General features: G+C 36.1%; 21 protein-coding genes, 1 tRNA gene and 1 pseudogene. 5 read left to right on the plus strand and 18 right to left on the minus strand.

Annotation, left to right across the window (positions count from 1 at the left end):
- Positions 1-161: 161 nt before the first annotated feature.
- Both GWJ05_RS04700 and dnaQ read right to left on the minus strand, forming a co-directional pair.
- Positions 162-238 (minus strand) — tRNA-Asp (locus GWJ05_RS04700).
- Between the two features lie 123 nt (positions 239-361).
- On the minus strand, positions 362-1114 hold the full coding sequence (gene dnaQ, locus GWJ05_RS04705; RefSeq protein WP_036932707.1) for a DNA polymerase III subunit epsilon: 753 nt from the start codon (positions 1112-1114) through the stop codon (positions 362-364).
- A 65-nt stretch (positions 1115-1179) separates the two neighbouring features.
- Here dnaQ and rnhA point away from each other — a divergent pair, with 65 nt between their 5' ends.
- Positions 1180-1665, plus strand: a complete 486-nt coding sequence (rnhA, locus tag GWJ05_RS04710) for a ribonuclease HI (protein ID WP_036932708.1) — start codon at positions 1180-1182, stop codon at positions 1663-1665.
- Between the two features lie 6 nt (positions 1666-1671).
- On the opposite strand, the gene GWJ05_RS04715 is transcribed toward rnhA, so the two are convergent.
- Positions 1672-2388, minus strand: coding sequence for a methyltransferase domain-containing protein (locus tag GWJ05_RS04715; protein WP_036932710.1), 717 nt, complete (start codon positions 2386-2388; stop codon positions 1672-1674).
- A gap of 38 nt (positions 2389-2426) precedes the next feature.
- On the opposite strand from GWJ05_RS04715, the gene gloB reads away from it, so the two are divergent.
- Positions 2427-3182, plus strand: coding sequence for a hydroxyacylglutathione hydrolase (gloB, locus tag GWJ05_RS04720; protein ID WP_036932713.1), 756 nt, complete (start codon positions 2427-2429; stop codon positions 3180-3182).
- Between the two features lie 75 nt (positions 3183-3257).
- Positions 3258-4592 carry a murein transglycosylase D gene (mltD, locus tag GWJ05_RS04725; RefSeq protein ID WP_036932719.1) on the plus strand — a complete coding sequence of 445 codons (1335 nt, stop codon included), beginning with the start codon at positions 3258-3260 and terminating at the stop codon, positions 4590-4592.
- A 235-nt stretch (positions 4593-4827) separates the two neighbouring features.
- On the opposite strand, the gene GWJ05_RS04730 is transcribed toward mltD, so the two are convergent.
- The 7 genes from GWJ05_RS04730 to dgt form a co-directional block, all read right to left on the minus strand.
- The gene (locus GWJ05_RS04730; RefSeq protein ID WP_036932720.1) at positions 4828-6210 is read right to left on the minus strand and encodes an SLC13 family permease; all 1383 of its coding nucleotides are present in this window, start codon (positions 6208-6210) and stop codon (positions 4828-4830) included.
- A 322-nt stretch (positions 6211-6532) separates the two neighbouring features.
- Positions 6533-7834: a phosphopyruvate hydratase gene (gene eno / locus GWJ05_RS04735; protein WP_036932722.1), complete on the minus strand. Its 1302-nt coding sequence runs from the start codon at positions 7832-7834 to the stop codon at positions 6533-6535.
- A 62-nt stretch (positions 7835-7896) separates the two neighbouring features.
- Complete coding sequence (pyrG, locus tag GWJ05_RS04740; RefSeq protein WP_036932724.1) at positions 7897-9534, minus strand: glutamine hydrolyzing CTP synthase; 1638 nt, start codon at positions 9532-9534, stop codon at positions 7897-7899.
- Positions 9535-10045: 511 nt separating this feature from the next.
- The gene (gene mazG / locus GWJ05_RS04745) at positions 10046-10843 is read right to left on the minus strand and encodes a nucleoside triphosphate pyrophosphohydrolase (RefSeq protein ID WP_087803017.1); all 798 of its coding nucleotides are present in this window, start codon (positions 10841-10843) and stop codon (positions 10046-10048) included.
- 102 nt (positions 10844-10945) lie between these two features.
- Positions 10946-13183, minus strand: coding sequence for a GTP diphosphokinase (gene relA, locus GWJ05_RS04750; protein WP_036932731.1), 2238 nt, complete (start codon positions 13181-13183; stop codon positions 10946-10948).
- A gap of 54 nt (positions 13184-13237) precedes the next feature.
- A complete protein-coding gene (gene rlmD, locus GWJ05_RS04755) occupies positions 13238-14563 on the minus strand; it encodes a 23S rRNA (uracil(1939)-C(5))-methyltransferase RlmD (protein ID WP_036932732.1) in 1326 nt (441 codons plus the stop codon).
- 389 nt (positions 14564-14952) lie between these two features.
- Entirely contained in the window at positions 14953-16461 is a 1509-nt protein-coding gene (dgt, locus tag GWJ05_RS04760; protein ID WP_036932733.1) for a dGTPase, read from the minus strand.
- Between the two features lie 115 nt (positions 16462-16576).
- Between dgt and mtnN the strand changes: the two genes are divergently transcribed.
- Both mtnN and btuF read left to right on the plus strand, forming a co-directional pair.
- Positions 16577-17272 (plus strand): 5'-methylthioadenosine/S-adenosylhomocysteine nucleosidase, encoded by a 696-nt coding sequence (gene mtnN, locus GWJ05_RS04765; RefSeq protein ID WP_036932734.1) that lies wholly within the window; start codon positions 16577-16579, stop codon positions 17270-17272.
- Positions 17273-17377: 105 nt separating this feature from the next.
- Entirely contained in the window at positions 17378-18205 is an 828-nt protein-coding gene (btuF, locus tag GWJ05_RS04770; RefSeq protein ID WP_161681122.1) for a vitamin B12 ABC transporter substrate-binding protein BtuF, read from the plus strand.
- 12 nt (positions 18206-18217) lie between these two features.
- Here btuF and GWJ05_RS04775 read toward each other — a convergent pair whose 3' ends face one another.
- The 8 genes and pseudogenes from GWJ05_RS04775 to erpA form a co-directional block, all read right to left on the minus strand.
- A complete protein-coding gene (locus GWJ05_RS04775; protein ID WP_036932737.1) occupies positions 18218-18487 on the minus strand; it encodes a PAAR domain-containing protein in 270 nt (89 codons plus the stop codon).
- A gap of 49 nt (positions 18488-18536) precedes the next feature.
- On the minus strand, positions 18537-19328 hold the full coding sequence (locus GWJ05_RS04780; protein WP_161681124.1) for a hypothetical protein: 792 nt from the start codon (positions 19326-19328) through the stop codon (positions 18537-18539).
- Between the two features lie 10 nt (positions 19329-19338).
- Positions 19339-19485: a hypothetical protein gene (locus tag GWJ05_RS04785; RefSeq protein ID WP_158482366.1), complete on the minus strand. Its 147-nt coding sequence runs from the start codon at positions 19483-19485 to the stop codon at positions 19339-19341.
- Complete coding sequence (locus GWJ05_RS04790; protein ID WP_115370446.1) at positions 19476-21743, minus strand: hypothetical protein; 2268 nt, start codon at positions 21741-21743, stop codon at positions 19476-19478. The genes GWJ05_RS04785 and GWJ05_RS04790 overlap by 10 nt, the downstream gene beginning before the upstream one ends.
- Before the next feature lie 80 nt (positions 21744-21823).
- The gene (locus GWJ05_RS04795) at positions 21824-22180 is read right to left on the minus strand and encodes a hypothetical protein (RefSeq protein WP_323795805.1); all 357 of its coding nucleotides are present in this window, start codon (positions 22178-22180) and stop codon (positions 21824-21826) included.
- Positions 22181-22638: 458 nt separating this feature from the next.
- On the minus strand, positions 22639-23451 hold the full coding sequence (locus tag GWJ05_RS04800; protein ID WP_161681127.1) for a DUF4123 domain-containing protein: 813 nt from the start codon (positions 23449-23451) through the stop codon (positions 22639-22641).
- A gap of 13 nt (positions 23452-23464) precedes the next feature.
- A pseudogene (locus tag GWJ05_RS04805) lies at positions 23465-24772 on the minus strand (type VI secretion system Vgr family protein); the annotation flags it as partial.
- Between the two features lie 613 nt (positions 24773-25385).
- Positions 25386-25730 carry an iron-sulfur cluster insertion protein ErpA gene (gene erpA / locus GWJ05_RS04810; RefSeq protein ID WP_006534944.1) on the minus strand — a complete coding sequence of 115 codons (345 nt, stop codon included), beginning with the start codon at positions 25728-25730 and terminating at the stop codon, positions 25386-25388.
- Between the last annotated feature and the right edge of the window lie 156 nt (positions 25731-25886).

Genomic DNA, 25886 nt, shown 5'->3' on the forward strand with positions numbered 1-25886 from the left:
TTATCCTCAAATAACTCTTTATATATTTCATTAATAAATTCTAAGATAGTGGTATCAAATATTAAAAGTAAAGAATAATAACTTAGAAAAATATGAAGAGAGAAAATTATTTAAGGCTATAAAAGCAAAAACCCCAGCATAAATGCTGGGGTTTGGAATATTGGCGGAACGGACGGGACTCGAACCCGCGACCCCCTGCGTGACAGGCAGGTATTCTAACCAACTGAACTACCGCTCCGCGTATCCTTTCGGACGAGGTGAATATTACGAATCTCTTGCCTTGTCGTCAACTGTTTTTCTAACAAAAAGATGCATTTGGATAGTTTTTAATCTCAGCTAACCATTTCTGCTTTTTTTATATTCAAACGGCATCATCATTTGATGCAGGACGCCACAAACAATGCCCGCCTTTTTTCTCAACTAAATCTAACCGAGACTCATGCTCAGCAAGCTCTTCTGCGGTTGCTCTTATGACTCTTAATCCTGAAATTGGACGCTCAATACGTTGAATATCATTTTGCTCTTGTTCGTTACTTGATTCGCCTTCCATTGAAAATGCTAATGCGGTTTGTCCACCGGTCATTGCCAAGTAGACATCAGAAAGTATTTCAGCATCCAATAACGCGCCGTGAAGAGTACGTTTAGAGTTATCTATTAAGTATCTATCACATAAAGCATCAAGGTTATTTCGCTTACCGGGAAATAATGCCCTTGCCATTGCAAGGCTATCAGTAATTTGGCAGAACGTTTCGGTAGGCGGAATATCACGGTTAAGTTTTCTAAACTCATAATCCATAAAGCCGATATCGAACGATGCGTTATGAATAATCAGTTCAGCGCCACGAATATACTCTAAAAACTCGTCAGCAATATCCGCAAAAGAAGGACAATCCTCTAAAAACTCATCACTAATACCGTGAACTTCAAAGGCTTCAGGATCAACTAATCTTTCAGGCTTAATATACACATGGAAATTTCGCCCTGTTAATCGACGATTGATAACCTCTACGGCACCAATTTCAATGATATTATGACCTTCATAATGAACGCCCAGTTTATTCATACCGGTAGTTTCGGTATCAAGTACAATTTGTCGTGTGATTGGAGTGCTCATAATCCGTTTTTATGTCAGACTTAGGGTTAATTTTTCGTATTAATCAAAAAGGATAAGTCGCCTTTATGCACAAGCAGGTAGAAATATTCACCGATGGTTCATGCTTAGGCAACCCAGGCCCCGGTGGTTATGGCGCTATTTTACGCTATCAACAACATGAAAAAACCCTGAGTGAAGGTTTTTTTATGACCACCAATAACCGAATGGAACTTCTTGCCGCTATCGTAGCATTAGAAACGTTAAAATTCCCTTGTAAAATTACACTAACAACAGATAGCCAATATGTCAGGCAAGGTATTACACAATGGATCCATAGCTGGAAAAAGCGTCAATGGCGTAAAGCAGACAAAAGCCCTGTGCTGAATGTCGATTTATGGAAGCGATTAGATAGTGCTATTACTCGTCATGAAATTGAATGGCATTGGGTGAAAGGCCATGCAGGTCATGATGAAAATGAACGTTGTGATGAATTAGCGAAAGCAGCTGCACAAGCACCAACTCAAGAAGACACAGGTTATATCGAAAGCCAAAAAGATAAAACCACAGATTAGTAAGCATTATGACTCTGGATGATTACGAGTCGCCCCTAAAACTCGACCTTTTACACTCATGCGTGGTAAGGCAAATTTCAAGGCTGTGGGTGTCAAAGGAAGCGTTCTTTTACGTGCAATGATTAAATTTAAACAGCCACCAGTATGATAGCGGCTACCATCACGTTTTATTGGTCTTGAAAATGGCATAATCTGGAAATTCTGTTGCGTCATCACTTCATAATTTAACACACTAAGCCAATCTATTTGGCGACGAAGTGAAAACATACGACTAGAATAAGGCTGTTTTTGTCGTAAAAAAGGCGTGCATTTTCCCAGTCCTAATAAACTAATTGGGTTAAAGCTCGTTAATACTATCCAGCCATCATCGATTAAAACGCGATCAGCTTCTCGTAATAGCCAATGGGGATCCGCACTATAATCAAGCATATGTGCCATAAGGCAAACATCAATCGATTTATTTTCAAAGGGTAGATAATTTAAAGACGCGATAACATCCGCATTTATTGCATTTGATGTCACATTGACTTGATGTGAAACGATACTTAATTTGGTATCCAGTTCGGCACTGAGTTGACCGAGTTTCAACAAATGAAAGCCATACATTTTCGGCCACCAATTTTGTAAACGCAATTCAATCGCCATGCGATAATATTCTCCCCAAGGAATATCTCGCCAAGAATCTGGCATAATAATCGGTGTTGCTGAACGTGCTGCTTTCATCGTTTAACCCTTTATAATTTATAAGTAAGGTAACTTATATGGAGCTTATCAGAATTCCTGCTTTATCCGATAACTACATTTGGCTATTAAGTAATGAAAATAGTGAATGTGTGATTGTTGATCCTTCACAAGCTAAGCCTGTTATTGAAATACTCTCACAACGGTCACTAACACCTATCGCAATTTTATTAACCCATCACCATGATGATCATGTTGGTGGTGTCGCTGAACTTGTAAAAAAATATCCTAACATCGACGTTTTTGGCCCACAAGAAACACAAAGTAAAGGGGCTGAAAATATTATTCATAACCAAGAGCATATTATTATTAGCTCTTTTACTTTTAATGTGATTGGTACACCAGGCCATACATTGGGTCATGTTGCTTATTATTGTGAGCCTTATCTATTTTGTGGCGATACCCTGTTTTCAGGGGGGTGTGGCCGTTTATTTGAAGGGACTGCGCAACAGATGTTTAGCTCATTACAAAGATTAAGTGCATTACCTGATAGCACATTAATTTGTTGTGCGCATGAATATACGCTTTCAAATATGAACTTTGCACATCATATCATGCCAGAAAATGCACTTATTACCGATTATTTAGCCCAAGTTAGTGAAATGCGTAAAAACTTGCAGCCTACTGTGCCGATAACACTGAAAAATGAAAAGAGTATTAATCTTTTTTTGAAATCTGACGATATTGATTTACAAAGGATTTTAGGTATAACCACTAATACTTACGCTCCAATTAAGACATTTACAAAATTAAGAGAATTAAAAGACAACTTTTAGTGCCTATTGGTTGTTTTATTTGGGCACACTAAGTATCATTTGGTTCAAAAAACACACAGGATGAATTTTTCTATTATGAAGACAAAAGCGATTTTGTTCTCCATATTGCTATTGGCGGGTTGCCAGCAATCTGAGAACATTAAACCTAATTTGTCTGCGATCACACCACTATCAACGAAAGGGACTTCAACTTCTCACCAACCTCAATATGATGTAAAAACCAATTTATGGGGTTATGTGGTAAGTGAATTGAAAATGGAACTCCCCGAAAATGAAAGGATCTCGCAGCAAGAGTTGTATTTTTTAAATAATCCCAAACATATACAGAGCGTAGCTTCTCGCGCTGAACCTTATATGTATTCAATTATTGATGAAATTGAAAAACGTGAATTACCGATGGAACTTGCTCTCGTTCCTGTTGTTGAAAGTGCCTTTAATCCCCATGTTACCTCATCTGCAAATGCAGCTGGTTTATGGCAATTTGTTCCAATAACCGGTAATTACTATGGTTTGGCACAAAACCAATGGTATGACGGCCGTCGTGATGTCATGGCGTCAACCAAAGCTGCACTTGATTTACTTGAACGCCTGTATGTAATGTTTGATAGTGATTGGGCACTTGCCCTTGCTGCTTATAACGCTGGTGAAGGCCGTGTTATGCAAGCAATAAAGGCAAATGAAAGTAAAAACTTACCAACAGATTATTGGTCTCTTTCTTTACCTAAAGAAACGATGAATTATGTACCGAAAATTCTCGCATTAAGTAAAGTTATTCGTGAAAACGAACAAAATATTACTTTTCCAAAAAGTAACTATCGCGATAAAGCATTGGCCTCATTTGATGTCGGCGAACAAATCACGTTAAATAAAGTTGCTGAATTAAGCCAGTTACCTATAAATACAGTGAAAGATTATAACCCTGGCTATAAACGAGGAATAACCGCACCAAATGGCCCTCATGTCATTATGTTGCCTCGAAATAAGCTTGAGCAATTCCGTAATGCTTTTGCAGATGAAGCGGTATTAGAGACTATTCGTTTAGCTGTTGCCAAAACAAATCAGTCTATTAAGCAAGAAGGTATTTATAAAGTTCGCTCTGGGGATTCATTTTACGCTATTGCTCGTCGCTACAATATGAGCATAAAAGACTTACAACGTATTAATGGATTAAATGCAAAAAGCACCCTATTAGTAGGACAAACATTAAAAATTCATAATGCAGGTAGTATCAGTAATAGCACGGTAACAAAACCGACAAAACCGTCTCCGAGTTATTACAAAGTTCGACAGGGAGATTCTTATTACAGCATCGCTCGTCGCCACGGTATTAACCTTAAATTATTAATGAGTTGGAACTCAGACATTAAAATGTTAAAACCGGGTACACAACTTACACTTTACACAAAATAGCTAATTTATATTCTATATTGATTAAAGCCATCAATGTTATGACATCTTTGGTCTTAATATTGATGGTTTTTTATGACTAAGACAAATCATGCCATTCCCCCCTTGCTTGATTTATTTTCTAAAGCGATCTCTATGGCCTTAACAACGTCAATTCAAAGAATAACAAGATGTAGGCAATAAAAAAGCGCCTGATATGACTATCAAGCGCTCTATTTAGATTAATTTGGTGTATTAACTACAGCCAGAAGAACCAAGCAAACAGAGAGATAACTAAAATACAAACTAGGTTAAGCACCCCACCGACTCGCACCATCTCTGTCTGTTTAATATAACCGGAGCCAAAGACAATCGCATTTGGTGGTGTTGCAACAGGTAACATAAACGCACATGATGCACCGATACCAATAATCATTGTTAATGCCATAACTGGCATACCTAATGCTTGAGCTACTGTGGCGAAGATTGGCACTAATAACGCCGCACTCGCCGTATTACTGGTAAATTCAGTTAACACAATAATAAAGGTCGTTACTGCAAGAATAATCACGAACCAATGGCTATTACCAAAGGTATTTTTCATAAAGTCAGCCATCACCAAACTTGCACCAGAAGATTGTAGAATTGCGCTCAGTGTTAAACCACCACCAAACAGCATTAATACACCCCACTCTGTGTTCTCTTGAATTTGGCTCCAACTTGCTACCCCTGTCACACCGATAACAATTGCTGCGCTTACAGCAATCACGGTATCCAAATCTTTCACACCACCAAAAGCACTGCTAATGAAAGAACTGAAGATCCAGCAAAATACAGTAACTAAGAAGATGATCATGGTAATAACACGTTTGTTATTCCACTCTAAGACTTCTAATTTCAGGTCAAACTTATGTTTTAAGTTAGGACGTAACATCAGATACATCACGATAAACATGATAGGTAATAATACCAGCATGATTGGGACACCGTACTTCATCCACGTAATGAAATCTAAGTTTAATTGAGCTGCTGCAATCGCATTTGGCGGGCTTCCTACTAACGTACCTAAACCACCAATACTCGCACTGTAAGCAACACCTAATAATACGAATACAAAAGTATTACGTTCTGAACGAATATCTAAGTTAGATAAGATACCTAACACTAAAGGTAACATCATTGCTGCTGTTGCAGTGTTACTGATCCACATTGACAATAATGCAGTGACACCAAATAACAACAATACCGCAATTGAGAGTTTACCTTTTGCAATCATTAATAAACGGTTAGCAATTAAGCGGTCTAGCCCTTGAATATGAAGCGCCGTTGCTAAAGCAAATCCACCGAAGAACAAGAAAATAATAGGATTCGCAAATGATTTTAATGACTCATTTGTATTCATTAGCCCAAGTACGACGGCTAAAATAGGAATAAATAATGCTGTGATCGTAACGTGAACAGCTTCAGTTAGCCATAACACTCCCACAAACACCATTAATGCTAAACCTGCATTGGCCTTCGGATCATAAGGTAAAAATTCAAGCAAAAGTAATAATAAAACGACATCGATTGCCAGAATAATTAACCCTCGTTTGTTTATCGGGCTTGATTTCGCCGATGGGGCTAAATTGGACGCGTCCATTGATAATACTCCACATTAGCTGATATGAACATTAGGTTCACTAAGCCATAATTGTTAACGAAATAGGTTATATGTGAAATATAAAAACATTTCGCACCATTGAAAATGTGCAAAACGTATAATTGGGATCTCATCCACGAGAATTAACCAATTTATTAATAAAAGAGTAATAATTGAACACTATTTCCTCTTACACGTCACACTTTTTCAAAGTGCTCCAGAATAAATATTCTTTTTTCCTATAAAAAAATCCAAAAAAAAGAGGCGAACACAAGGTTCGCCTCTTTATAATTAATAAGATTTTTTAATCAAAGATACAAGATTATGCTTGGCCTTTAACTTCTTTCAGACCATTGAAAGGCGCTTTGTTACCTAATGCTTCTTCGATACGGATCAGTTGGTTGTATTTAGCAACACGGTCAGAACGGCTCATAGAACCCGTTTTGATTTGACCAGCAGCTGTACCAACTGCTAAGTCAGCGATAGTTGCATCTTCTGTTTCACCAGAACGGTGAGAAATAACAGCTGTGTAGCCTGCATCTTTCGCCATTTTGATTGCTGCTAACGTTTCTGTCAGTGAACCGATTTGGTTGAATTTGATCAGAATTGAGTTAGCGATACCTTTGTCGATACCTTCTTTCAGGATCTTAGTGTTAGTTACAAACAGGTCGTCACCAACCAGTTGGATTTTGTCACCAAGAACTTTAGTTTGGTATGCGAAACCATCCCAGTCAGATTCATTTAAACCATCTTCGATAGAAACGATTGGGTATTGTTTAGTTAGTTCTTCTAAGTAATGAGTGAACTCTTGTGAAGTGAAGGTTTTGCCTTCGCCTTTCAGTTCGTAGTTACCCGTTTCACTGTTGTAGAACTCAGAAGCTGCACAGTCCATAGCCAGAGTAACGTCTTTACCTAAAACGTAACCTGCTTTCTCAACGGCTTCTTTGATAGCAGCTAATGCAGCAGCGTTAGATTCTAAGTTTGGTGCATAACCACCTTCGTCACCCACTGCAGTGTTCATACCTTTTGCTTTCAGCACTTTTGCTAAGTGATGGAAGATTTCTGAACCCATACGCACAGCTTCTTTCAGAGTCGGTGCACCAACAGGTTGGATCATGAATTCTTGGATATCAACGTTGTTATCTGCGTGCTCACCACCATTGATGATGTTCATCATTGGCAGAGGCATAGAGTATTGACCGTGAGTACCGTTCAGATCAGAAATGTGCTCGTACAAAGGCATACCTTTTGCAGCAGCAGCTGCTTTTGCGTTTGCTAAAGAAACCGCTAGGATTGCGTTTGCACCAAAGTTTGATTTGTTTTCAGTACCATCTAAATCGATCATGATTTTATCGATGTTAGCTTGGTCTTTTGCATCTTGGCCAAGGATAGCTTTAGCGATTGGGCCATTAACAGCTGCAACCGCTTTCAGAACACCCTTACCTAAGAAACGTGATTTATCACCATCACGTAATTCTAATGCTTCACGAGAACCTGTTGATGCGCCTGATGGAGCAGCCGCCATACCAACAAAACCACCTTCTAAATGAACTTCAGCTTCAACAGTTGGGTTGCCACGAGAATCAATAATTTCACGACCAAGTACTTTAACGATTTTGGACATTCGGTTTTCCTCTGTACAAGTTAAATTTCCGAGAAGAGATACCCTATCTCTTCTCATATATCCTATTTCAGCAAACCTTTTTGGTTATCAAAGGCTGCTTTCACAAAGCCTGCAAATAACGGATGGCCGTCACGCGGCGTTGAGGTAAACTCTGGGTGGAATTGACAAGCAACAAACCAAGGATGGTTTGGATTTTCAATAATTTCCACCAGCTTGTTATCTACTGAACGACCTGCAATACGTAAACCCGCATCTTCGATACGTTTTAAAAGTAGATTATTTACTTCATAACGATGACGATGGCGCTCTGTAATGGTGTTTTTTCCATACAGTGTACGTACTAAGCTATCACCACTTAAATGGCAAGGCTGAGCACCGAGGCGCATCGTGCCACCTAAATCACTCTCATCTGAGCGTACTTCAATGTTGCCGTCTTCATCGCGCCATTCGGTAATTAATGCGATAACTGGATATTTACAATCTGGTGCAAATTCAGTGGAGTTCGCACCCTCCATACCAACAACATTACGTGCAAATTCAATCATAGCAACCTGCATACCTAAGCAAATGCCTAAGTAAGGGATTTTATTTTCACGTGCATATTGAGCAGCCATAATCTTGCCCTCAATACCACGTTCACCAAAACCACCTGGTACTAAAATTGCATCTAACCCTTTAAGCATTTCTACGCCACGGGTTTCAACATCTTGTGAATCAATGAGTTTGATATTTACAGCAACACGGCTTTTGAAACCACCATGTTTTAAGGCTTCAATCACTGATTTATAGGCATCTGGTAATTCAACATATTTACCAACCATACCGATGGTTACTTCGCCTTCAGGGTTAGCTTCTTCATAAATAACTTGTTCCCACTCTGCAAGATTTGCAATTGGGCAATCCAAGCTGAATCGTTTACAGATATAATCATCTAATCCCTGAGATTTCAATAGTGCAGGGATTTTATAAATGGAATCAACGTCTTTTAATGAAATAACCGCTTTCTCTGGTACATTACAGAACAGCGCAATTTTTGCACGTTCATTAGCAGGAATAACGCGGTCTGAACGGCAAATCAACGCATCAGGTTGAATACCGATTGACAGTAATTCTTTTACAGAGTGCTGTGTTGGCTTGGTTTTCACTTCACCTGAAGCGGCTAAATAAGGCACCAACGTTAAATGCAGGTAGAATGTGTGCTCACGACCCACTTCTGCTGCCATTTGGCGAATCGCTTCTAAGAAAGGTAAAGATTCGATATCACCAACAGTCCCGCCGACTTCAACTAAAACGACATCATGGCCTTCGCCACCACGGATGATGCGTTCTTTGATTTCATTAGTGATATGAGGAATAACTTGAATTGTAGCCCCAAGGTAGTCACCACGGCGCTCTTTGCGTAATACTTCAGAGTATACGCGACCAGTCGTAAAGTTATTACGACGAGTCATTTTCGTGCGAATGAAACGCTCATAGTGTCCTAAGTCGAGATCAGTTTCAGCACCATCGTCAGTGACGAAGACTTCCCCGTGCTGAATTGGGCTCATAGTACCTGGATCGACGTTGATATACGGATCCAACTTCATCATGGTGACATTGAGTCCACGGGCTTCGAGTATAGCCGCCAAAGAGGCTGCGGCAATGCCTTTACCCAGAGAGGATACGACCCCGCCGGTCACAAAAATATAATTCGTTTTCATGCTGAACCTGAAAGTTTAGGTGTATTAGGATGATGGATATAACTGGACGGGAACACAGTATACCCGAACCTTATTTTCGCTACAAACATTCTTAGTAGTATAAAGTTCTTTTTCATCACGCCACTTATCCGTTTAAACACGAAAAAACAGTAAAAATTCAATAAACTAAACCCGTGAAAATATTTCTCAAGCATCTTAGCTTAATCCTTTCAGCTAAGATATCACTTTTACAGAAGAGATGCTTTATTTTTTTCACGATATTAAGTGTAGCAGGTTTCTAGCGCGATATTTTGCTTCTGATCATGCGTTTAATTTTTTTGAGGTTAATCACACTTTTAATGCAATAAAATGTAATCTCGATATTTAAAATCATCTAAAAACAAAAAAACGAAATTAACTTTTATAAGTTCGCTTTTTAAAATTTTTTATAAAAATGGCTGAAAAAACGAGATGTTATAGACTATTTTTATCGCATTTTATGTCACGCTGGCGTTAATTTGCGTGTCACAATTCACTCAATCTGTTGTTTCTTTGCTTTCTGCCAACAGATCTCCATCTCTTCCAATGAAGCATTTTCTATGCCTATGCCATCTTCCGAGAGCGTTTTTTCAACAAAGCGAAAGCGTTGTTCAAATTTACGGCATGCTCGATTTAATGCTTGTTCTGGTTTTTGTTTTAAATGCCGAGATAAATTTACAACTGAAAATAATAAATCACCCAATTCATCTTCAATTTTAGACGCATCTTGAGGTGTTTTTTTCACTTCAGCCATCACTTCATCAATTTCCTCAAACACTTTACCTAAAACAGGTTCAAGTTCATTCCAATCAAATCCAACAGAAGCACATCGTTTCTGAATTTTTTCTGCTTTCATCAAAGCGGGTAATGTGGCAGGAATATCATCTAATAATGAAAATTGTGCTTTAGCCTCACGCTCTTGCGCTTTAAGTTTTTCCCAGCGATGTTTTTCCGTTGATAAATTATTTTCGCTTTCGGAGGCAAAAATATGAGGATGACGACGTTCTAGCTTATTACTAATGGCTTCACAAACATCATTAAAATCAAATAACTTTTGCTCTTGCGCCATTCTTGAATAAAAAACAACTTGATAAAGCAAATCGCCTAACTCTTCTTTTAAATCAGCAAAATCTTTACGAGTAATAGCATCTAACACCTCATACGTTTCTTCTAAGGTATAAGGTGCGATAGTGTCAAAAGTCTGCACTTTATCCCATTCACATCCAGTATTAGGATCACGTAGTTGCGCCATAATTTCTAATAAACGAAAGATTTCACGATTTTCTGACATCACATAGCCTTTTAAATAAGAGTGAGCGTTATCCTGTTTAACACATTTTTAGATAAAAAAATGCCGAGAACAGTTGTCTCGGCATCTTATCATTTTCATATTTTAGTGAGAAAAGCGTTTCGCTTCTATCACATCAGGCAACTGATTAAGTTTTGCCAAAATACGACCTAATACTTGGAGATTATAAATCTCAATATTCATGTCGATTGTCGCAATTTGTTGCTTCACATCACTACGGCTACTAACGCCTAGCACATTAACTTTTTCATTCGCTAAAATAGTGGTGATATCGCGCAATAATCCACTTCGATCATTAGCAACAACACGAACGACTAATGAATAACCACTAGAGTAATTTTCTCCCCATACAGCATCAACGATACGTTCTGGTGCATGAGAAAGCAGTTCAGCAAGTTGCTCACAGTCTGCTCGGTGAATCGAAATACCTCGTCCTTTAGTAATAAAACCAACAATATTGTCACCTGGAATAGGTTGGCAACAGCGTGCTATATGGTGCATTAAGTTACCCACACCTTCGACAACAATACTACTCCCTGAGCCTGTGTTTCTTGGTGCTGGTGTTTTACTCTCTAGTGTCCGTAATGCTTCTTTATCTTCATCTTCCGCAGTGGCTTTATTTAATTTACTTTGAATAAAGTTCACTAACTGGTTAATTCTGATATCACCGACACCAATACCAGCTAATACTTCATCAACACTATGCACGTTATAACGCGCAATCAGCAGTTTTTCTGCTTCTTTCATGTTGATATCCATATGTGCCAATTCGTTATCTAAAATCTGACGCCCCGCAAGAATATTTTTATCGCGATCTTGCTTACGGAACCAATTGTGAATTTTCGCACGCCCACGACTTGTGGTGACATAACCTAAGTTAGGATTTAACCAATCGCGACTTGGGTTAGGATGTTTTTGCGTGATGATTTCAATTTGATCGCCCATCTGTAACTGATAGCTAAATGGCACAATACGTCCACCAATTTTCGCCCCAATACAGCGGTGCCCTACATCACTATGAATATGATAAGCAAAATCAAGTGGTGTTGAGCCTGCTGGTAAATCAACTACATCACCTTTTGGTGTAAAGACGTAAACCCTATCATCAAAGACTTGGCTACGGACTTCATCCAACATTTCGCCAGAATCTGCCATCTCCTCTTGCCATGCAATCAGTTTACGTAACCATGCAATACGGTTTTCATAACTGCCTGTACCGCCTTTCGTCGCAGCGCCAGTTGCACCTTCTTTATATTTCCAGTGCGCAGCCACACCCAATTCTGCATCTTCATGCATTTGGCGAGTACGAATTTGGATCTCAACCGTTTTGCCTTCAGGCCCTAACACAACGGTATGAATAGATTGATAGCCATTAGGTTTTGGATTTGCAACATAATCATCAAATTCATCAGGCAAATGGCGGAAATGAGTATGCACAATCCCTAATGCCGCATAGCAGTCTTGAAGCCGTTCAACGACGATACGTACCGCTCTCACATCAAATAACTCATCAAATGCGAGATTCTTTTTCTTCATTTTACGCCAAATACTATAGATGTGTTTGGGACGTCCATAGATATCTACATCGACATTCTCTTCCTTCATATAACCGCGTACTGTACTGACAAAATTATCAATGTACTGTTCGCGATCAATACGGCGCTCATGAAGCAAGCTTGCTATTTTTTTGTATTCATCAGGATGAAGATAGCGGAAACAAAAATCTTCTAATTCCCATTTTAATTGGCCAATACCCAATCGGTTGGCTAATGGCGCGTAAATATTAAAACACTCTTTGGCCGCCAGTACGCGCTCATCTTCTGTGGCATCTTTCACTTCACGTAAATGGGCAATACGCTCTGAAAGTTTGATGACCACACAACGGAAATCTTCCACCATGGATAACAACATACGACGTACATTATCCACCTGAACCGAACTTGTTTCATTGGTATGTGTCGCTTTTAATTGGCGTATGGCATCCATTTCCATAACACCTCGCACTAAGCTCCAAATAGCATCGCCAAAATGTTCAGTAACGACTTCCTGATCAATAAGATTTTCTTCAGCAAGCGGGAAAAGGAGCGCTGCCCTCATGCTGTCTTTATCCATGCTTAGTGTCGAAAGAAGCTCAACCATTTCAATACCACGCCACAATAACAGTTCGGCATCTTCACGCCCTTGAACAGTACGATGGCAGTATTCCCAGGCTTGCATGATTTCACTACCTGCATTGGCATGGGTTAAGTTCAAACTGTTGACCCATTTATCAACAGCAAACTCGCCTGCAGGTGTTAAGTGAGCACTTCTTACTGCAACCATATTCTCTCCCTACACGGTATAAATCTTATTTGCGACTTATTACTGGCTAACTGTTTATTTTCGACTAAATAGTGCCATTGATTCCAGATGACCCGTTTGTGGAAACATATCCAACATTTTTAAACCGGTTAGCTGATATCCAGAATCTAATAATATCTTACTATCTCTGGCTAACGTGGTCGGATTACAGGAGACATACACAATTTTTTCTGCGGATAACTTCACAATATGTGACATTACCTCCAAAGCCCCTGCTCTTGCTGGATCTAACAACACTTTGTTAAATCCTTCTTTCGACCACGACATCGCAGAAAAATCAGCCGATAAATCTGCATGCCAAAAATGCGCATTACCTAATTGGTTTAGTTTTGCATTCTGTTTCGCCATTTCAACTAATGCGGGCACACCTTCGATACCCACTACTTCACTAACACGTTTCGCGATAGGTAAAGTAAAATTCCCCATACCACAAAACAGATCTAATACGCGATCTTCTAGTGATAAATCAAGCCACTCAATGGCTTGAGCAACCATCTTAGGATTTATTTCATCATTCACTTGAATAAAATCAGTGGGTGCAAAACGTAAATTAAGACCTTCTATTTGATAGAAGGGTTCCTTCTCAATTGAAGTTAATCGTGCTATCTCGCTATTATCACCTGCAAGATACATCGTAACTTGATGAGTTTGAGAGAAATCACGCAAACTCTGTTTATCACACTCTGGCAATGGTGATAAATGGCGTAAAATCACTAACGGCCCATTATCAGCGAGCACCATTTCAACATGCCCTAAATCACGCACTGCTGATAACTGCTTGAGGCACTCCCAAAGAGGTGTTAATAAATCATTTAGCTGTGGTTTTAACACAGGGCATTTTTTTATCATTACCAAGTCGTTCGAGCGCTCTTGCCGAAAGCCCATTACCAACCCTTTTTCAGGTTGATAGCGTAATCCCAATCTTGCTCTACGACGATAACCATATTCAGAGCCTGCAATCACAGGCTCAGCTGAAATCAGGACACCGGTTTCACGCTTAATAAGGTGCGATAACACACTCGCTTTTGTTGTTCGTTGTAATGTAATTGGCACATGTTGCTGCTGACAACCACCACAGCGCGCATAATACTCACAATAAGGTGTGATACGTTGTTCGCTGGTCGTTAAACGCTTAATAACCTCACCTTTCGCAAACTGGCGCTTTTCTTCTGTTAAACGAATTCGAGCAGTTTCTTGTGGGAGTAATCCTTTGACAAAAATCGTTTTGCCCTCAACATGAGCAATACCTTGACCATTTGCATCTAGTGCGCTGGCGGTCACTTCCAACGTTGTTGCCTGTTTTTTCACAGGGCGTTTTTTAGGGGAATAAAACTGCACCATAGTATTAAATTAAGTATCAATAACAGATTAACAGTGAAATGACGCCGTTTTAGAATACGCTGTACGTTTTTCAGCGTGACATGAATGACTATGCATTTCAAAAGAAAACATGGGAAGAGTATAACATCGAACAAGTTATTTACTTAACTGATATAAGCAATATTTTTGTTAATTTGAGAAATCTTTTAATGATAACAACCTAAGGCACTCGTTTTATGAATTTTATATTGTTCTATAACTAACAAATATTATATATAACTTTTATATTGAATATATTTACAATTAATAACATCTATTTTCTGTTATTTTAATAAATCTTTATTATCACTAGGAAAATTCTAAAAGTTAACACCAATCAATTAGATAGCTTTTCTCTTAATGATTACAAATCAATCACAAACCATTAATTTTCTATATTCTTCATAAGCATAATGATCAGTCATTCCACTGATATAATCTTGAATTAATCTTGTCCGATAATAAAACTCTAAGATTTTACCTCTTTCCGTATTTATATCATTTAGCTTTTCTAACATTTCGTTATATGCCAGTTTATGTTTAACAGAAAGCTTATGATATAAACGCGTCTCAATAACATATTTAGGATGTTCATTATATTTATGCAATCTTAAAAAATCTTCAGTTGATAATAACAATAAAGGTTTATAGATATCGAGTAATCCACTGATCACGCGATACCCTTTCATTTCTAGCTCTTCTACTTCAGGGTGGCTAAATACCCATTTCTTAGCCACATTTTTTAATGTCGTCAATAAACGATGTTCAGCACTATTTCCTTCCAACAAAGCATGATTAAAACGTCCCTCATAAACTTGAGGAAGATTTTTTATAAAACGATGTGCGGTATAAGGGACTAACTTTCCTGTAATATAAACTCGCAAGTACATAAAAAACTGATCTTGCATACTGCGTTTTGCTTCATTTTGGTCGACTTTTTTATAAGCTCGATTAACGGTTATATCGAATAAATCACCTTCAGTTACATCACCATTTTCACGCCACGCATCACGTAATAAATGAACCAGACGATTAATATCAAAAATCCCCTTTTCTACCGCATCATCTAAATCTGCAATGCAATATGAGATATCGTCGGCAGCTTCCATAATATATGTGAGAGGAAAGCGACAAAATTCATCCATATCTAATTTTTCTTGCACTTCTTTTACGAAAGCTAATTCAGACCAGTAATACCCCGGTTTTTTCATTAAATAGCTATATTCTTTGGGGATTTCTCCTTGCCAATAAGCAGGACGAGTATATTTTAATACACAGCCAATTTGAGCATAGGTTAAATTCAATTTAAGAAGATGATGCGCCATTCGAATAGCTTGAGCATTGCCTTCAAATTGGCATAAATCTTGGCGTAAAATTTGTCGTAATTCATTTAATTGCACTTTTGCTGAATACTGCATTGGGATAAACGGGCAACTATCGAATTCTGCTGTCGCCTCTGGTGATAATACTTTTTCAAACCAATGCTTAATAGCAGCTTCACCAAAATGCCCAAAAGGTGGATTACCAATATCGTGCATTAAGCACGCCATCTCAATTAAACTTTCAAGGCTATCGATGCGATCAATTAAGCCATACACTTCCAGCTTATTTTGCTTTTTTAATTCACCGATAATTTGCTTAGCGATATAACGACCAATTTGCTGAACTTCAAGAGAGTGAGTAAGACGGCTACGGACTGCTGAATTTTGCTCTAAAGGAAAGACTTGTGTTTTTTGTTGTAAACGTCGAATGGCAGCTGAGTTAATAATGCGGCCACGATCACTTTCAAATTGACGAGAAACCTGTATTTCATCGTTAATATCGATATCACTGCTGTTATATTTGCGTTGATAATTTAACTTCAGCTTAAAATCGATCATTTCTGTCCTCTTTCTGGTTTCGATGAAACGAATTCTCTATTCTTTGTGTTATATCGTGTTTTTCCGATAGATGTTAAACTCTATTTATTATTAACCTACAAGTGAGTATGACACAATGAGAGTTGGCGTAATAGGTGCAATGGAGCAAGAAGTCACACTTCTGCGTGAGAAAATTGAAGATTGCCAAATCTTATCTCGTGGCGGTTGTGAAATCTATACAGGCACAATCAACGGTGTTGATGTTGCATTATTAAAATCAGGTATTGGTAAAGTTGCGGCTGCGATTGGTACAACCTTATTGCTTGAGCATTTTCGCCCTGATGTCGTTATCAATACTGGCTCTGCGGGTGGCTTAGACTCAAGATTAAATGTCGGTGATATCGTTGTTTCAACAGAAGTTCGCTATCACGATGCAGATGTGACTGCGTTTGGTTATGAACCAGGTCAAATGGCACAATGTCCGCCTGCTTTTATTGCAGATCCTAAACTTATTAGCATCGCAGAAGAGTGTATTGAGTCGCTAAAATTAAATGCTGTTCGTGGTTTAATTTGTAGTGGTGATGCCTTTATTAATGGTGCAGAGCCTTTAGCGCGCATTCGACGTACATTCCCAGATGTTGCTGCCGTAGAAATGGAATCCACCGCGATTGGTCATGTTTGCCATCAGTTCGACACACCATTCGTTGTAGTTCGCGCTATTTCTGATGTAGCTGATAAAGAATCGCATTTAAGCTTTGATGAATTTTTATCTGTTGCCGCAGAACAATCAAGTTTAATGGTGACCGCGATGTTGGATAAATTAAAAGACTAATTAAGTCGAGATAATCCTAATATCGTTTTATTAATACCCCACCTTTATTTTTTTGTTTATTCTAAGATAAAAAATAGGTGGGTATTTTTTATTATTGGAAAAGCAATGCGTTTACTTATCAATCTTGGATTATTACTCTGTTCATTATTTTGGCTAAACCTTGCTATTGCTATCACGCCTGCAGATCGCGTTATTACGCTATCACCATCAGCCACTGAAATGGCTTATGCCGCAGGGATGGGGGATAATATTGTCGGAGTTAGTGCTTACTCCGATTATCCTGAGGATGCCAAAAGTATCGAACAAGTTGCCAATTGGCAGGGTATTAATATCGAACGCATTCTATTATTAAAGCCTGATTTAGTGATTGCATGGCAAGGCGGTAATCCACAACGCCCATTAGATCAATTAAAAGCTTTGGGTATTTCTATCATTTATTCTGATCCACAAAGTATTGAAGAAATCGCAGACGATCTCATTACTCTTTCCAGCTATAGCCATCATCCTGATATTGCAATAAAAAATGCCCAACAATTACGCCAGAAATATCAAATGTTACAGCAACAATATGCATCAACTATATCGAATCAACCCAACAAAAAAGTGTTTATTCAATTTGGGATGCAGCCGTTATTTACTACATCAAACAGTACATTACAAAGCCATATTACTGAACTTTGTGGTGGTGAAAATATCTTCGCTAATAGCCCTGTGGCATGGCCTCAAGTAAGTCGTGAGCAAGTACTTACAAAGCAACCTGATTTAATTATATTCAGTGGTAAGGCAGATCAAATACCTACAGTACGAGCATTTTGGCAACCTCAGCTTACTGTACCGGTTATTGCTATTGATGAAGACAGTTTTAGCCGACCTGCACTGCGTATTATTAATGCAGCACAGCAAATTTGTGAGGCAATAGCAACAAACCATTAGCAAAATAATTAATTATTCAATAGCCACTAATACACAACCCTTTAAACAACCGCATTGCACTTTATGTCCTTCTAACGCGACAGGGATATTGTTTATTTTCATCATGGTATCCCCTTCTATTATCTTGCCTTTTTGCTGACAAGCGGGACAATAGACGTCATCGTCTAAACAGGCAATTTCATGCGTTTGCTTTGCTAATAAAGAACCGCTTAATACGGTTCCTTTAGTATTGGTAGTATCATTTTTTAAAATGATTTTTCGTCCTTGAATTGAGCTACGCATGTTTATATATCCTTTTATAAACTATTAACAGTAAACTTAGCTAAAAAATCTAAATAGAATGCTTAATTGCTTCCGATAATTTATCTTCTATTTCTTTACAAGGTGGCAGCTCTTTATCAACCAGAACAACTTGTTGTTCTATTTGTTTATCAAGATCTTTGGGAATAGGCGCTTCTCTAAAAATAGAATATTTTTTTCTTGTGTACTTACCTTCAATCAAAGGTGCTAATCCATAAAATAAATATTTGGTAATATATCCTAATCCCCATGCTTTATCATTACTACTTCCACCTCCTAAAAAACTAAACATCGTTAAGTTTGGATAATATTTATGTTCTATCAACTTATTATTTTCATCAACTCGATATAAAATAACTGCTAATGTTGGTTTCATATCTGAAAAATTAATTTGAGAATATTTAGCAACATAAACATTCATTTTCATATCCCAAGTATAAAATAATTGTTTTTCTCGATCACATATTAGGTAAGGTCTATTTCTAGCAATAAAACCAAAATAGATCATTGGTAAAGAACATAATAATGGAGATAATAGTAAAAACAAATCTAAAATAATGCTTTTCTCTCTTATAAATGAATTGCTATAGTAATAATAGTCCCAATAATTTATAAAAGAAAGCTTTCCATTCTGAATATATTTTTTTTCTAATTCATCATTATCCCTATGCTGAGGTAATATAAATATATTATTCTTATTATCTTTCTTATCTAATATTCTAAGGAAAAGAGATTCTGTATTTTTCCAAGGATCAATATAAATTGTTTTAACACCATAGCTAAAAGCCCAAAGTAAGCCGATAACAAAAGGAATCGCTAACATAGTCCTTCCATTAGAAAAAACATGGCGTATTACCAATACGCAAATTTTCTATTTCTTCCACAAAATCAAGTGCACCTGCTTGATATTGTGTCATTTTTGGTGTTTCTGTTTGTAGTAGTGATTCACAATGATCACTGAGTTTGTGTTTTAACTCCATGGATTTCCCTTTGCTCTCTGTTTCATTAACCCATAATGCTTTACTTCAAGATCTAAAATTTCATTATCATCCCAATCATATCGTAAGGGTACAATATTATCTTCAAATGGTCTGTAATAGAAAAATATTTCATTTCCATAATAAAAATTTTCTGGTGTTTTTATAACCATTTCTAAGATAGAACTTCCATTATTATCAATATAACTATTTTTTATATTCTCATTAAACTCAGCATCTAGTTCTGTATAATCTATTTTTTTGTATATACTATTATCGTAATGAAATAATTTATCTTTTTCTCTGTATTCGGTATAAACACTTGGAATTCTTGAGGTCATTTTACGGCAAATTTGATAAAAAACTTGAGATTCATAAGGTATAAAGTTATTTAACTCCATTTTAATGGTTAGTTTTTTAGTACTATATTCCCATTCTAATTTCGGCATATGAAATATATTTATAAACTCTTGATTTTCTATTAAAAAACCATTAGTGACTTTTATTTCATCACTGTTTATTAATTTAAATCTTTTATTGAAATTTCCTTTTTCTGTATTCAAAAATGGATATTTATCTGAATTCCCCCAAAAACTACATTTAATTAATATTTCTAAATCCCCCCATGTTGTAGCTAAATCACCAACTGTTCCTACTAGCATTGAAGCTATCCCTAAAAATATAAAAATAGGCCATAGAGCTAATTCGAAGAATATAGCACCAAGAGTTTCAATAGCTAATAAGCTATAGCCAACACCAGTAATTCCTTTGAAAATACTATTTAAATCATTTCCAATTCGCCAAGAGTTATAAGCCTCGTAAAAAGAAATCCCAGCTAATACAGAAAAACTAATTGTTGATAAATACTGAAAACTTTTTATAATTACTCTTTTTACTATTTCAGGTGGTTTAGGTATATTAGCAATAGAACGCATTATTTTGCTATTAGCAAATAATTTCATTTTTTGTAGTTGATTTACTCCCATTACTGTAAACTTACTATTTTCAGCAATAGCAACAAAACCTTCAGCTATTTTAAATGAATAATATCCTAGACTTCTTGCCTTTAATGGATTATTTTTATTATAAAAACTTTGATTATTTAAAGATAATACTATTAATGTATTAACACAAAATGCTAATCCTGGAATAGCTTTATCTATATAAGGAACTATACTTTTCCCATTTAACCGGTTATTTTTAGAACCTATTGATTTTAATGATGATGTTATTTTATCTATACTTGGCAATTTTATCCATGCTTCATTTTTTAATCCTGAAGTTATTTTATCCCAATTAAACAATTTATTGCCCATTTTTAAATTGTCAGGTCTAAGTTTATCTTTTAATAACACCCCAATTTTTTTCAACTCAATTTCTAACTGACTCCCTGTAAAGAGCTTACTTATATTAATATTAATTTTAATTCCTGATAATTTAGCAATTTCAATAGTAAAATCAGCCATCAACTTTCTTCCCTTTAGAATGGATGAATTTTTAGGTAAATTCCCCATATAAACTAGTGAAGTTGAAAAGCTTTTTCCAAAAACAATTAATAATTTATCAAAAGATTTAACTAATAATTTTTTTAATTCTGGATTTTCCACAAGCTTATTATCCAGAAATGTTCTTAATGAAACTAAAGTATCTTTCCAATCATCAATTAAATTATCATCTTCAGTTGGAAGTGTATCTGAAAATTTTTTAAATGCCTTTTTACCAACCTCTGTATCAAGCATAGTTGTTGCGACAGTAGGCAAAAGATCATATGACTCCATTAATGAATAAGTAAGTATGTATTTTCCTAGGCTAGAGCGTTCTTGGAGTTTTTCAATGACAGATTTTGGTGTTAACTCTTTATTAAAGAATCTATCTAATATTACAGAGCCTAATTCTGTAAACTGAAGAGAATTTGTAATATCAAAAAATAATCCAGAAAAAATATAAACCTCATCAATATAGCTTTCACCTGACAATTCAGTTTCATTTAAAAAACTAAATAAACCTGTCAAATGTAATTTAAGCCCATCATATTTTTCTGAAGACAGTTTATAATTAAAAGCAAATGCATTATATAAGGATAAAATTTCTGCCGTTCTTGCATGAATATTGGAAATATTATTTTTAATTTCTTTCCAGTTAGTATTCCATTCATCTTCATTCAAACTTGATCTTACCGTTTCACGGACTTCACTAGAGTCATTTTTGAGCAGTGCTTCAATATAATTCCCAATAGTTATTGGATAATTATAACTTTCCATATAAGACTTTAAGTATGTAACTAAAAAACTATAAACTTCCAATATATCTTTTTGTCTACCAACAGGGTCATGTAAAATAACTAAAGTTCCTTTTTCTCCTTTATTACAATAAGCTCTAAATATATTATCTTTTTTTCTGGATCTATATAATAGCTCTGTTGTGTAGTACCATAACTCAATTGATAACCACAACCATCATCTAATTTCAATTCATTATAGCACCAATTAAATTGCTCATTCTTAATCTTATAATCTTCAACTAAATCTGATAAATTTTCTTTATTTAACTCTAATGAATAGTTTTCTTCTGTATCTAAATTAATAAATTGCATCATATGCCTTCTATAGGCAATATTATTGTTTAATTTTTCCAGAATACTTTTCGATAAAGGTACATCACTAAATAATATACTTATATTTTTAACATCTTTCTTTATAGGTAAAAAACCACAAGGTTTGCACGGTTGTCTTTTTTCTTGATAACTATTTTTATAAGATTATTATTTATTGGAAAGTTCATATTTTATCTCTACTCATTTTATTAATAGTTAAATCAAGATAATGTAATGCTCTAATTTCTTGTGATGATGAGTAATGGCTTGCTTCATTCCATAATGATAAAAATTCTTCATTGAAAAAATCAATTTGAGCAATTATAAAATAATATATTGCTTTAGGATTTGTTAAACCCAATAAATATGCTTTGTTTAATTCATTAATAAGTTCTTTTTTTCTTTAACATTTAAATCTCTTTTATTAATTTTATACTTTGGCAAATTAATAGCTATTTTCTTCATAAAAATAGATTGTTGATAATCATTAAAAGCTTTTTGTAAATATGGTGTTATTATTAATTTATTTTTTGAATCAAAATTATAATCAACAGTATTATTTTTCAAAGAAAAAAACAATTATCTTTTAAAAAGAAGAACTCATCTATATTTTTATAAAAAATATTAGACTCAACTTCATTCAAATGTTCTAAAACCAATGAAAATATATTAGGATCATAAAACCTAAAATAGCTCCAATTATCTTTTCCATACACCTCTAAATATGTAAACTTTCTCAAATGTTTACTTAACTCAAGTAAACTTAAACTTGTTTTAATGAAAATGCAAATTGGATTATCCAAGCATAATTTTACAAATTGCTTTTGAATTATATCCATTTCACTTCTATTTTTTATTTTTATTAAATAAGGAGCACTTCTTTCTAGAATTGATTGAGTTTTTCCTTTAAGTAAACACGTCCAATCAAACCCAAGAACATGTAGTTTAGTTAAAACGAAATCACCACTTAAATGCTCATATTTACTAGCATCAATTAATATAAAAGTATTACTATCAATAAAATCATACTCTATTTCTATTTTACTCAATATAATAGCTGAACTTTCAATTGCTAATGGAAACGATACTTCTCGTTCTTCAAAAATAATCACATCCTGTTTATCTATATTATCCATTGCATTTATACATAATAGTTCTGATTTTTCACTTTGATTAATATAGTTTTCAAATAACAATATTGATTTATAATAGAAAAAAGATTTTTCATATGTAGAGAAATAATCTCTAAATTTTTCTATAGCGCTTTCTTCAGTATCAGAATTTACTAATAGCTTTCCCTCAATTTTACTTTCAGTTGATTCAAAATAATACTCAAGAACCCAAATTTTTTTAATTTTTTCAAATAGAGATAACATTAAATTCCCTTTATCAATCATCCAATTTTTGACAGTCTTCAGCTAATGCTAATCCTTCATTTGAGGCATTATCTAAAGATGATACTGATTCTGGACTCCCTGATTCAATCGAGACATTCCCCAAAATATTAATATTACCTGTTAACTTTATGCCTTGAGAGTCAATCAAAATAGAACCTGACTTACTCTTTATTAAAATAGTTTCACTAGCCTGTAAAGTATATATTTTAGTATTTGAATGAATTCCATCTGATGCATTTATATGATATTTTTTCTTTATATTAGATAATTTATCCTCACCGATTTCTTCTATGAAATTAGAGAAAATCGTTTCTGTCTTAGCATTACCAATTTTTATAATTTTATCTTTATTAATTTCTTCAAATTGGTTTAGTCCAATATTTATATGTTGCTCATTAACTATACGAATAAATTCATCATGACAAACCTCATGTTTGCGATCATTTGCAACTTCATGAGATTCATTTTTACCAATATATTGAAATTTATTATGGTTAATATGCGTATTTTGATCCCTCTACGCATGTAAATACACTTCTTCGCGTCCGCCGGCATCCTCAAATCGCAGTTCATTAAACCCGCTGCCTTTATGCGTTTTGGTACGAAATGTGGTTCGGGTTTTTTCTTTGGGTAAATCAAGCAGGAGAGCATTACGACCGTTATAGGTGCAACCGGTGATAATTGGTCTATCAATATCGCCATTTAAATAAGACACAATCACCTCTTGCCCAATGCGAGGGATCGCCATAAAGCCAAAGCCATCACCATTCCAACCCTGTGCAACGCGCAACCAACACGAGCCACTATGATCAGGCTTTCCGCGTCTATCCCAATGAAAATAAACTTTTACTGCGCCTTGTTCATTGGTGTAAATCTCCTCACCTTCAGGGCCAACGACTGTCGCCAACTCATCACCATCTGCCAGCGGTTTATAATGAAAAGGCGGTCGCCATTCCTGCGTACCGGGAATAAAAGTGACATTGTTTGAAAGTTGAGTTCCCTCACCGCCACCGTTATCCGCAGAGGGTTGTACACCATGATGTGAAACGCTGATCACCTGCCAACGTGAATTCATACGCGCACTCGGGTGATTGGTTAAGGTAAACACTTTGCCCGGCATTAACGCAAAACAGTTAGTGCTTGCTGAGCCTGTTTGACGATAATTTTGAGATTGCTCATAGCGCAATTGATTCAATGGCTGAGCTTCTGCCTCTTCTTGAAAACGGCCATAGCTTTCAAATACAGGGTGTTGCTGATGAACGTCACCCGTTGTGTTTTGTGATAACGGGTAAGAAGGACGTTGTATCCTCGTAGGATAAGTGACTTAGCGTAAAATAATTGTTCACACGTTATTTACTGCTTTCGTTTCTTAAAATAAGTGTATTTACTTATATCATTCTCTTTCGTAAATATCCGAAATCTCGCTAAAGCCAGTCAGTTCTAATGTACATGGATTTTTAATATGTAACAAAATGTGTATTTTTTTTCAAATTGTAATAGCGTTGATTTGTAAGGAAAAAATAGTCCTATTTTCAAAATAATACGCAAACTACGATTCTTATTCTCAAAGGACAAAAAATGCGCACCTAAAATTTAGTGTATCGCAGAAGATCTATTTAAATAGAGGCAAAAATATCACCCATAGAGTGATTTTATGAAATAAGCTCAGAAAGAATAAATAACGAAAAGAAGAGAAGAGAAGAGAAGAGAAGAGAAGAGAAGAGAAGAGAAGAGAAGAGAAGAAAAAAAGAAAAAAGTAACCAACAAACTCTCACAGACAAAAGTCGTGAGCGAGCAAGCAGTGCAACAAGGCAGACAGCGCACAGTAAGCGGAGCATACATTAGTATGTGAGCATTGCGAGCACTGCTCTAACGCCGTGGCACTACTGCACAGCCACGACGCCAAAGAAGGATCAGATACTAAAGGAGGAGCCGCAACCACACGTACTCTTAGCATTAGGATTCGTCACAATAAAACGCGAACCCTCCAACCCCTCAGTATAATCCACACAGCCACCCACTAAATACTGCAAACTCATCGGATCAACCACTAAGGCAACGCCTTGTTTTTCTATGGTCATATCACCTTCATTCATTGCATCATCAAAGGTAAAACCATACTGGAATCCGCTACAACCGCCACCCGTGATATAAACACGTAAACGCAGATTTGGATTTTCTTCATCCGCAATCAAATCTTTTACTTTATTTGCAGCCGCGTCAGTAAATTGTAACGGCAGAGCCATATCATCACTCATTGTTCACTCCAGACTGGGTATTCCAGCAAAAAAACAGCCAGCAAAAATTTATATTTCTTGCTGATATAATGTGATGATTATCTAATACCTGCTCATAACCTTCAAGTTTGTTGTGGATAAAATACACTTTTTGCTACCTATCACTTTTTACGATAA

It is taken from the genome of Proteus sp. G2626, assembly GCF_009915985.1.
Taxonomy (GTDB): domain Bacteria; phylum Pseudomonadota; class Gammaproteobacteria; order Enterobacterales; family Enterobacteriaceae; genus Proteus; species Proteus vulgaris.

Coding starts and splice junctions, on each gene's coding strand:
- dnaQ (WP_036932707.1), bottom strand. CDS start 1,114: ATGAGCACTCCAATCACACGACAAATTGTACTTGATACCGAAACTACC.
- rnhA (WP_036932708.1), top strand. CDS start 1,180: ATGCACAAGCAGGTAGAAATATTCACCGATGGTTCATGCTTAGGCAAC.
- GWJ05_RS04715 (WP_036932710.1), bottom strand. CDS start 2,388: ATGAAAGCAGCACGTTCAGCAACACCGATTATTATGCCAGATTCTTGG.
- gloB (WP_036932713.1), top strand. CDS start 2,427: ATGGAGCTTATCAGAATTCCTGCTTTATCCGATAACTACATTTGGCTA.
- mltD (WP_036932719.1), top strand. CDS start 3,258: ATGAAGACAAAAGCGATTTTGTTCTCCATATTGCTATTGGCGGGTTGC.
- GWJ05_RS04730 (WP_036932720.1), bottom strand. CDS start 6,210: ATGGACGCGTCCAATTTAGCCCCATCGGCGAAATCAAGCCCGATAAAC.
- eno (WP_036932722.1), bottom strand. CDS start 7,834: ATGTCCAAAATCGTTAAAGTACTTGGTCGTGAAATTATTGATTCTCGT.
- pyrG (WP_036932724.1), bottom strand. CDS start 9,534: ATGAAAACGAATTATATTTTTGTGACCGGCGGGGTCGTATCCTCTCTG.
- mazG (WP_087803017.1), bottom strand. CDS start 10,843: ATGTCAGAAAATCGTGAAATCTTTCGTTTATTAGAAATTATGGCGCAA.
- relA (WP_036932731.1), bottom strand. CDS start 13,183: ATGGTTGCAGTAAGAAGTGCTCACTTAACACCTGCAGGCGAGTTTGCT.
- rlmD (WP_036932732.1), bottom strand. CDS start 14,563: ATGGTGCAGTTTTATTCCCCTAAAAAACGCCCTGTGAAAAAACAGGCA.
- dgt (WP_036932733.1), bottom strand. CDS start 16,461: ATGATCGATTTTAAGCTGAAGTTAAATTATCAACGCAAATATAACAGC.
- mtnN (WP_036932734.1), top strand. CDS start 16,577: ATGAGAGTTGGCGTAATAGGTGCAATGGAGCAAGAAGTCACACTTCTG.
- btuF (WP_161681122.1), top strand. CDS start 17,378: ATGCGTTTACTTATCAATCTTGGATTATTACTCTGTTCATTATTTTGG.
- GWJ05_RS04775 (WP_036932737.1), bottom strand. CDS start 18,487: ATGCGTAGCTCAATTCAAGGACGAAAAATCATTTTAAAAAATGATACT.
- GWJ05_RS04780 (WP_161681124.1), bottom strand. CDS start 19,328: ATGTTAGCGATTCCTTTTGTTATCGGCTTACTTTGGGCTTTTAGCTAT.
- GWJ05_RS04785 (WP_158482366.1), bottom strand. CDS start 19,485: ATGGAGTTAAAACACAAACTCAGTGATCATTGTGAATCACTACTACAA.
- GWJ05_RS04790 (WP_115370446.1), bottom strand. CDS start 21,743: ATGGAAAGTTATAATTATCCAATAACTATTGGGAATTATATTGAAGCA.
- GWJ05_RS04800 (WP_161681127.1), bottom strand. CDS start 23,451: ATGTTATCTCTATTTGAAAAAATTAAAAAAATTTGGGTTCTTGAGTAT.
- erpA (WP_006534944.1), bottom strand. CDS start 25,730: ATGAGTGATGATATGGCTCTGCCGTTACAATTTACTGACGCGGCTGCA.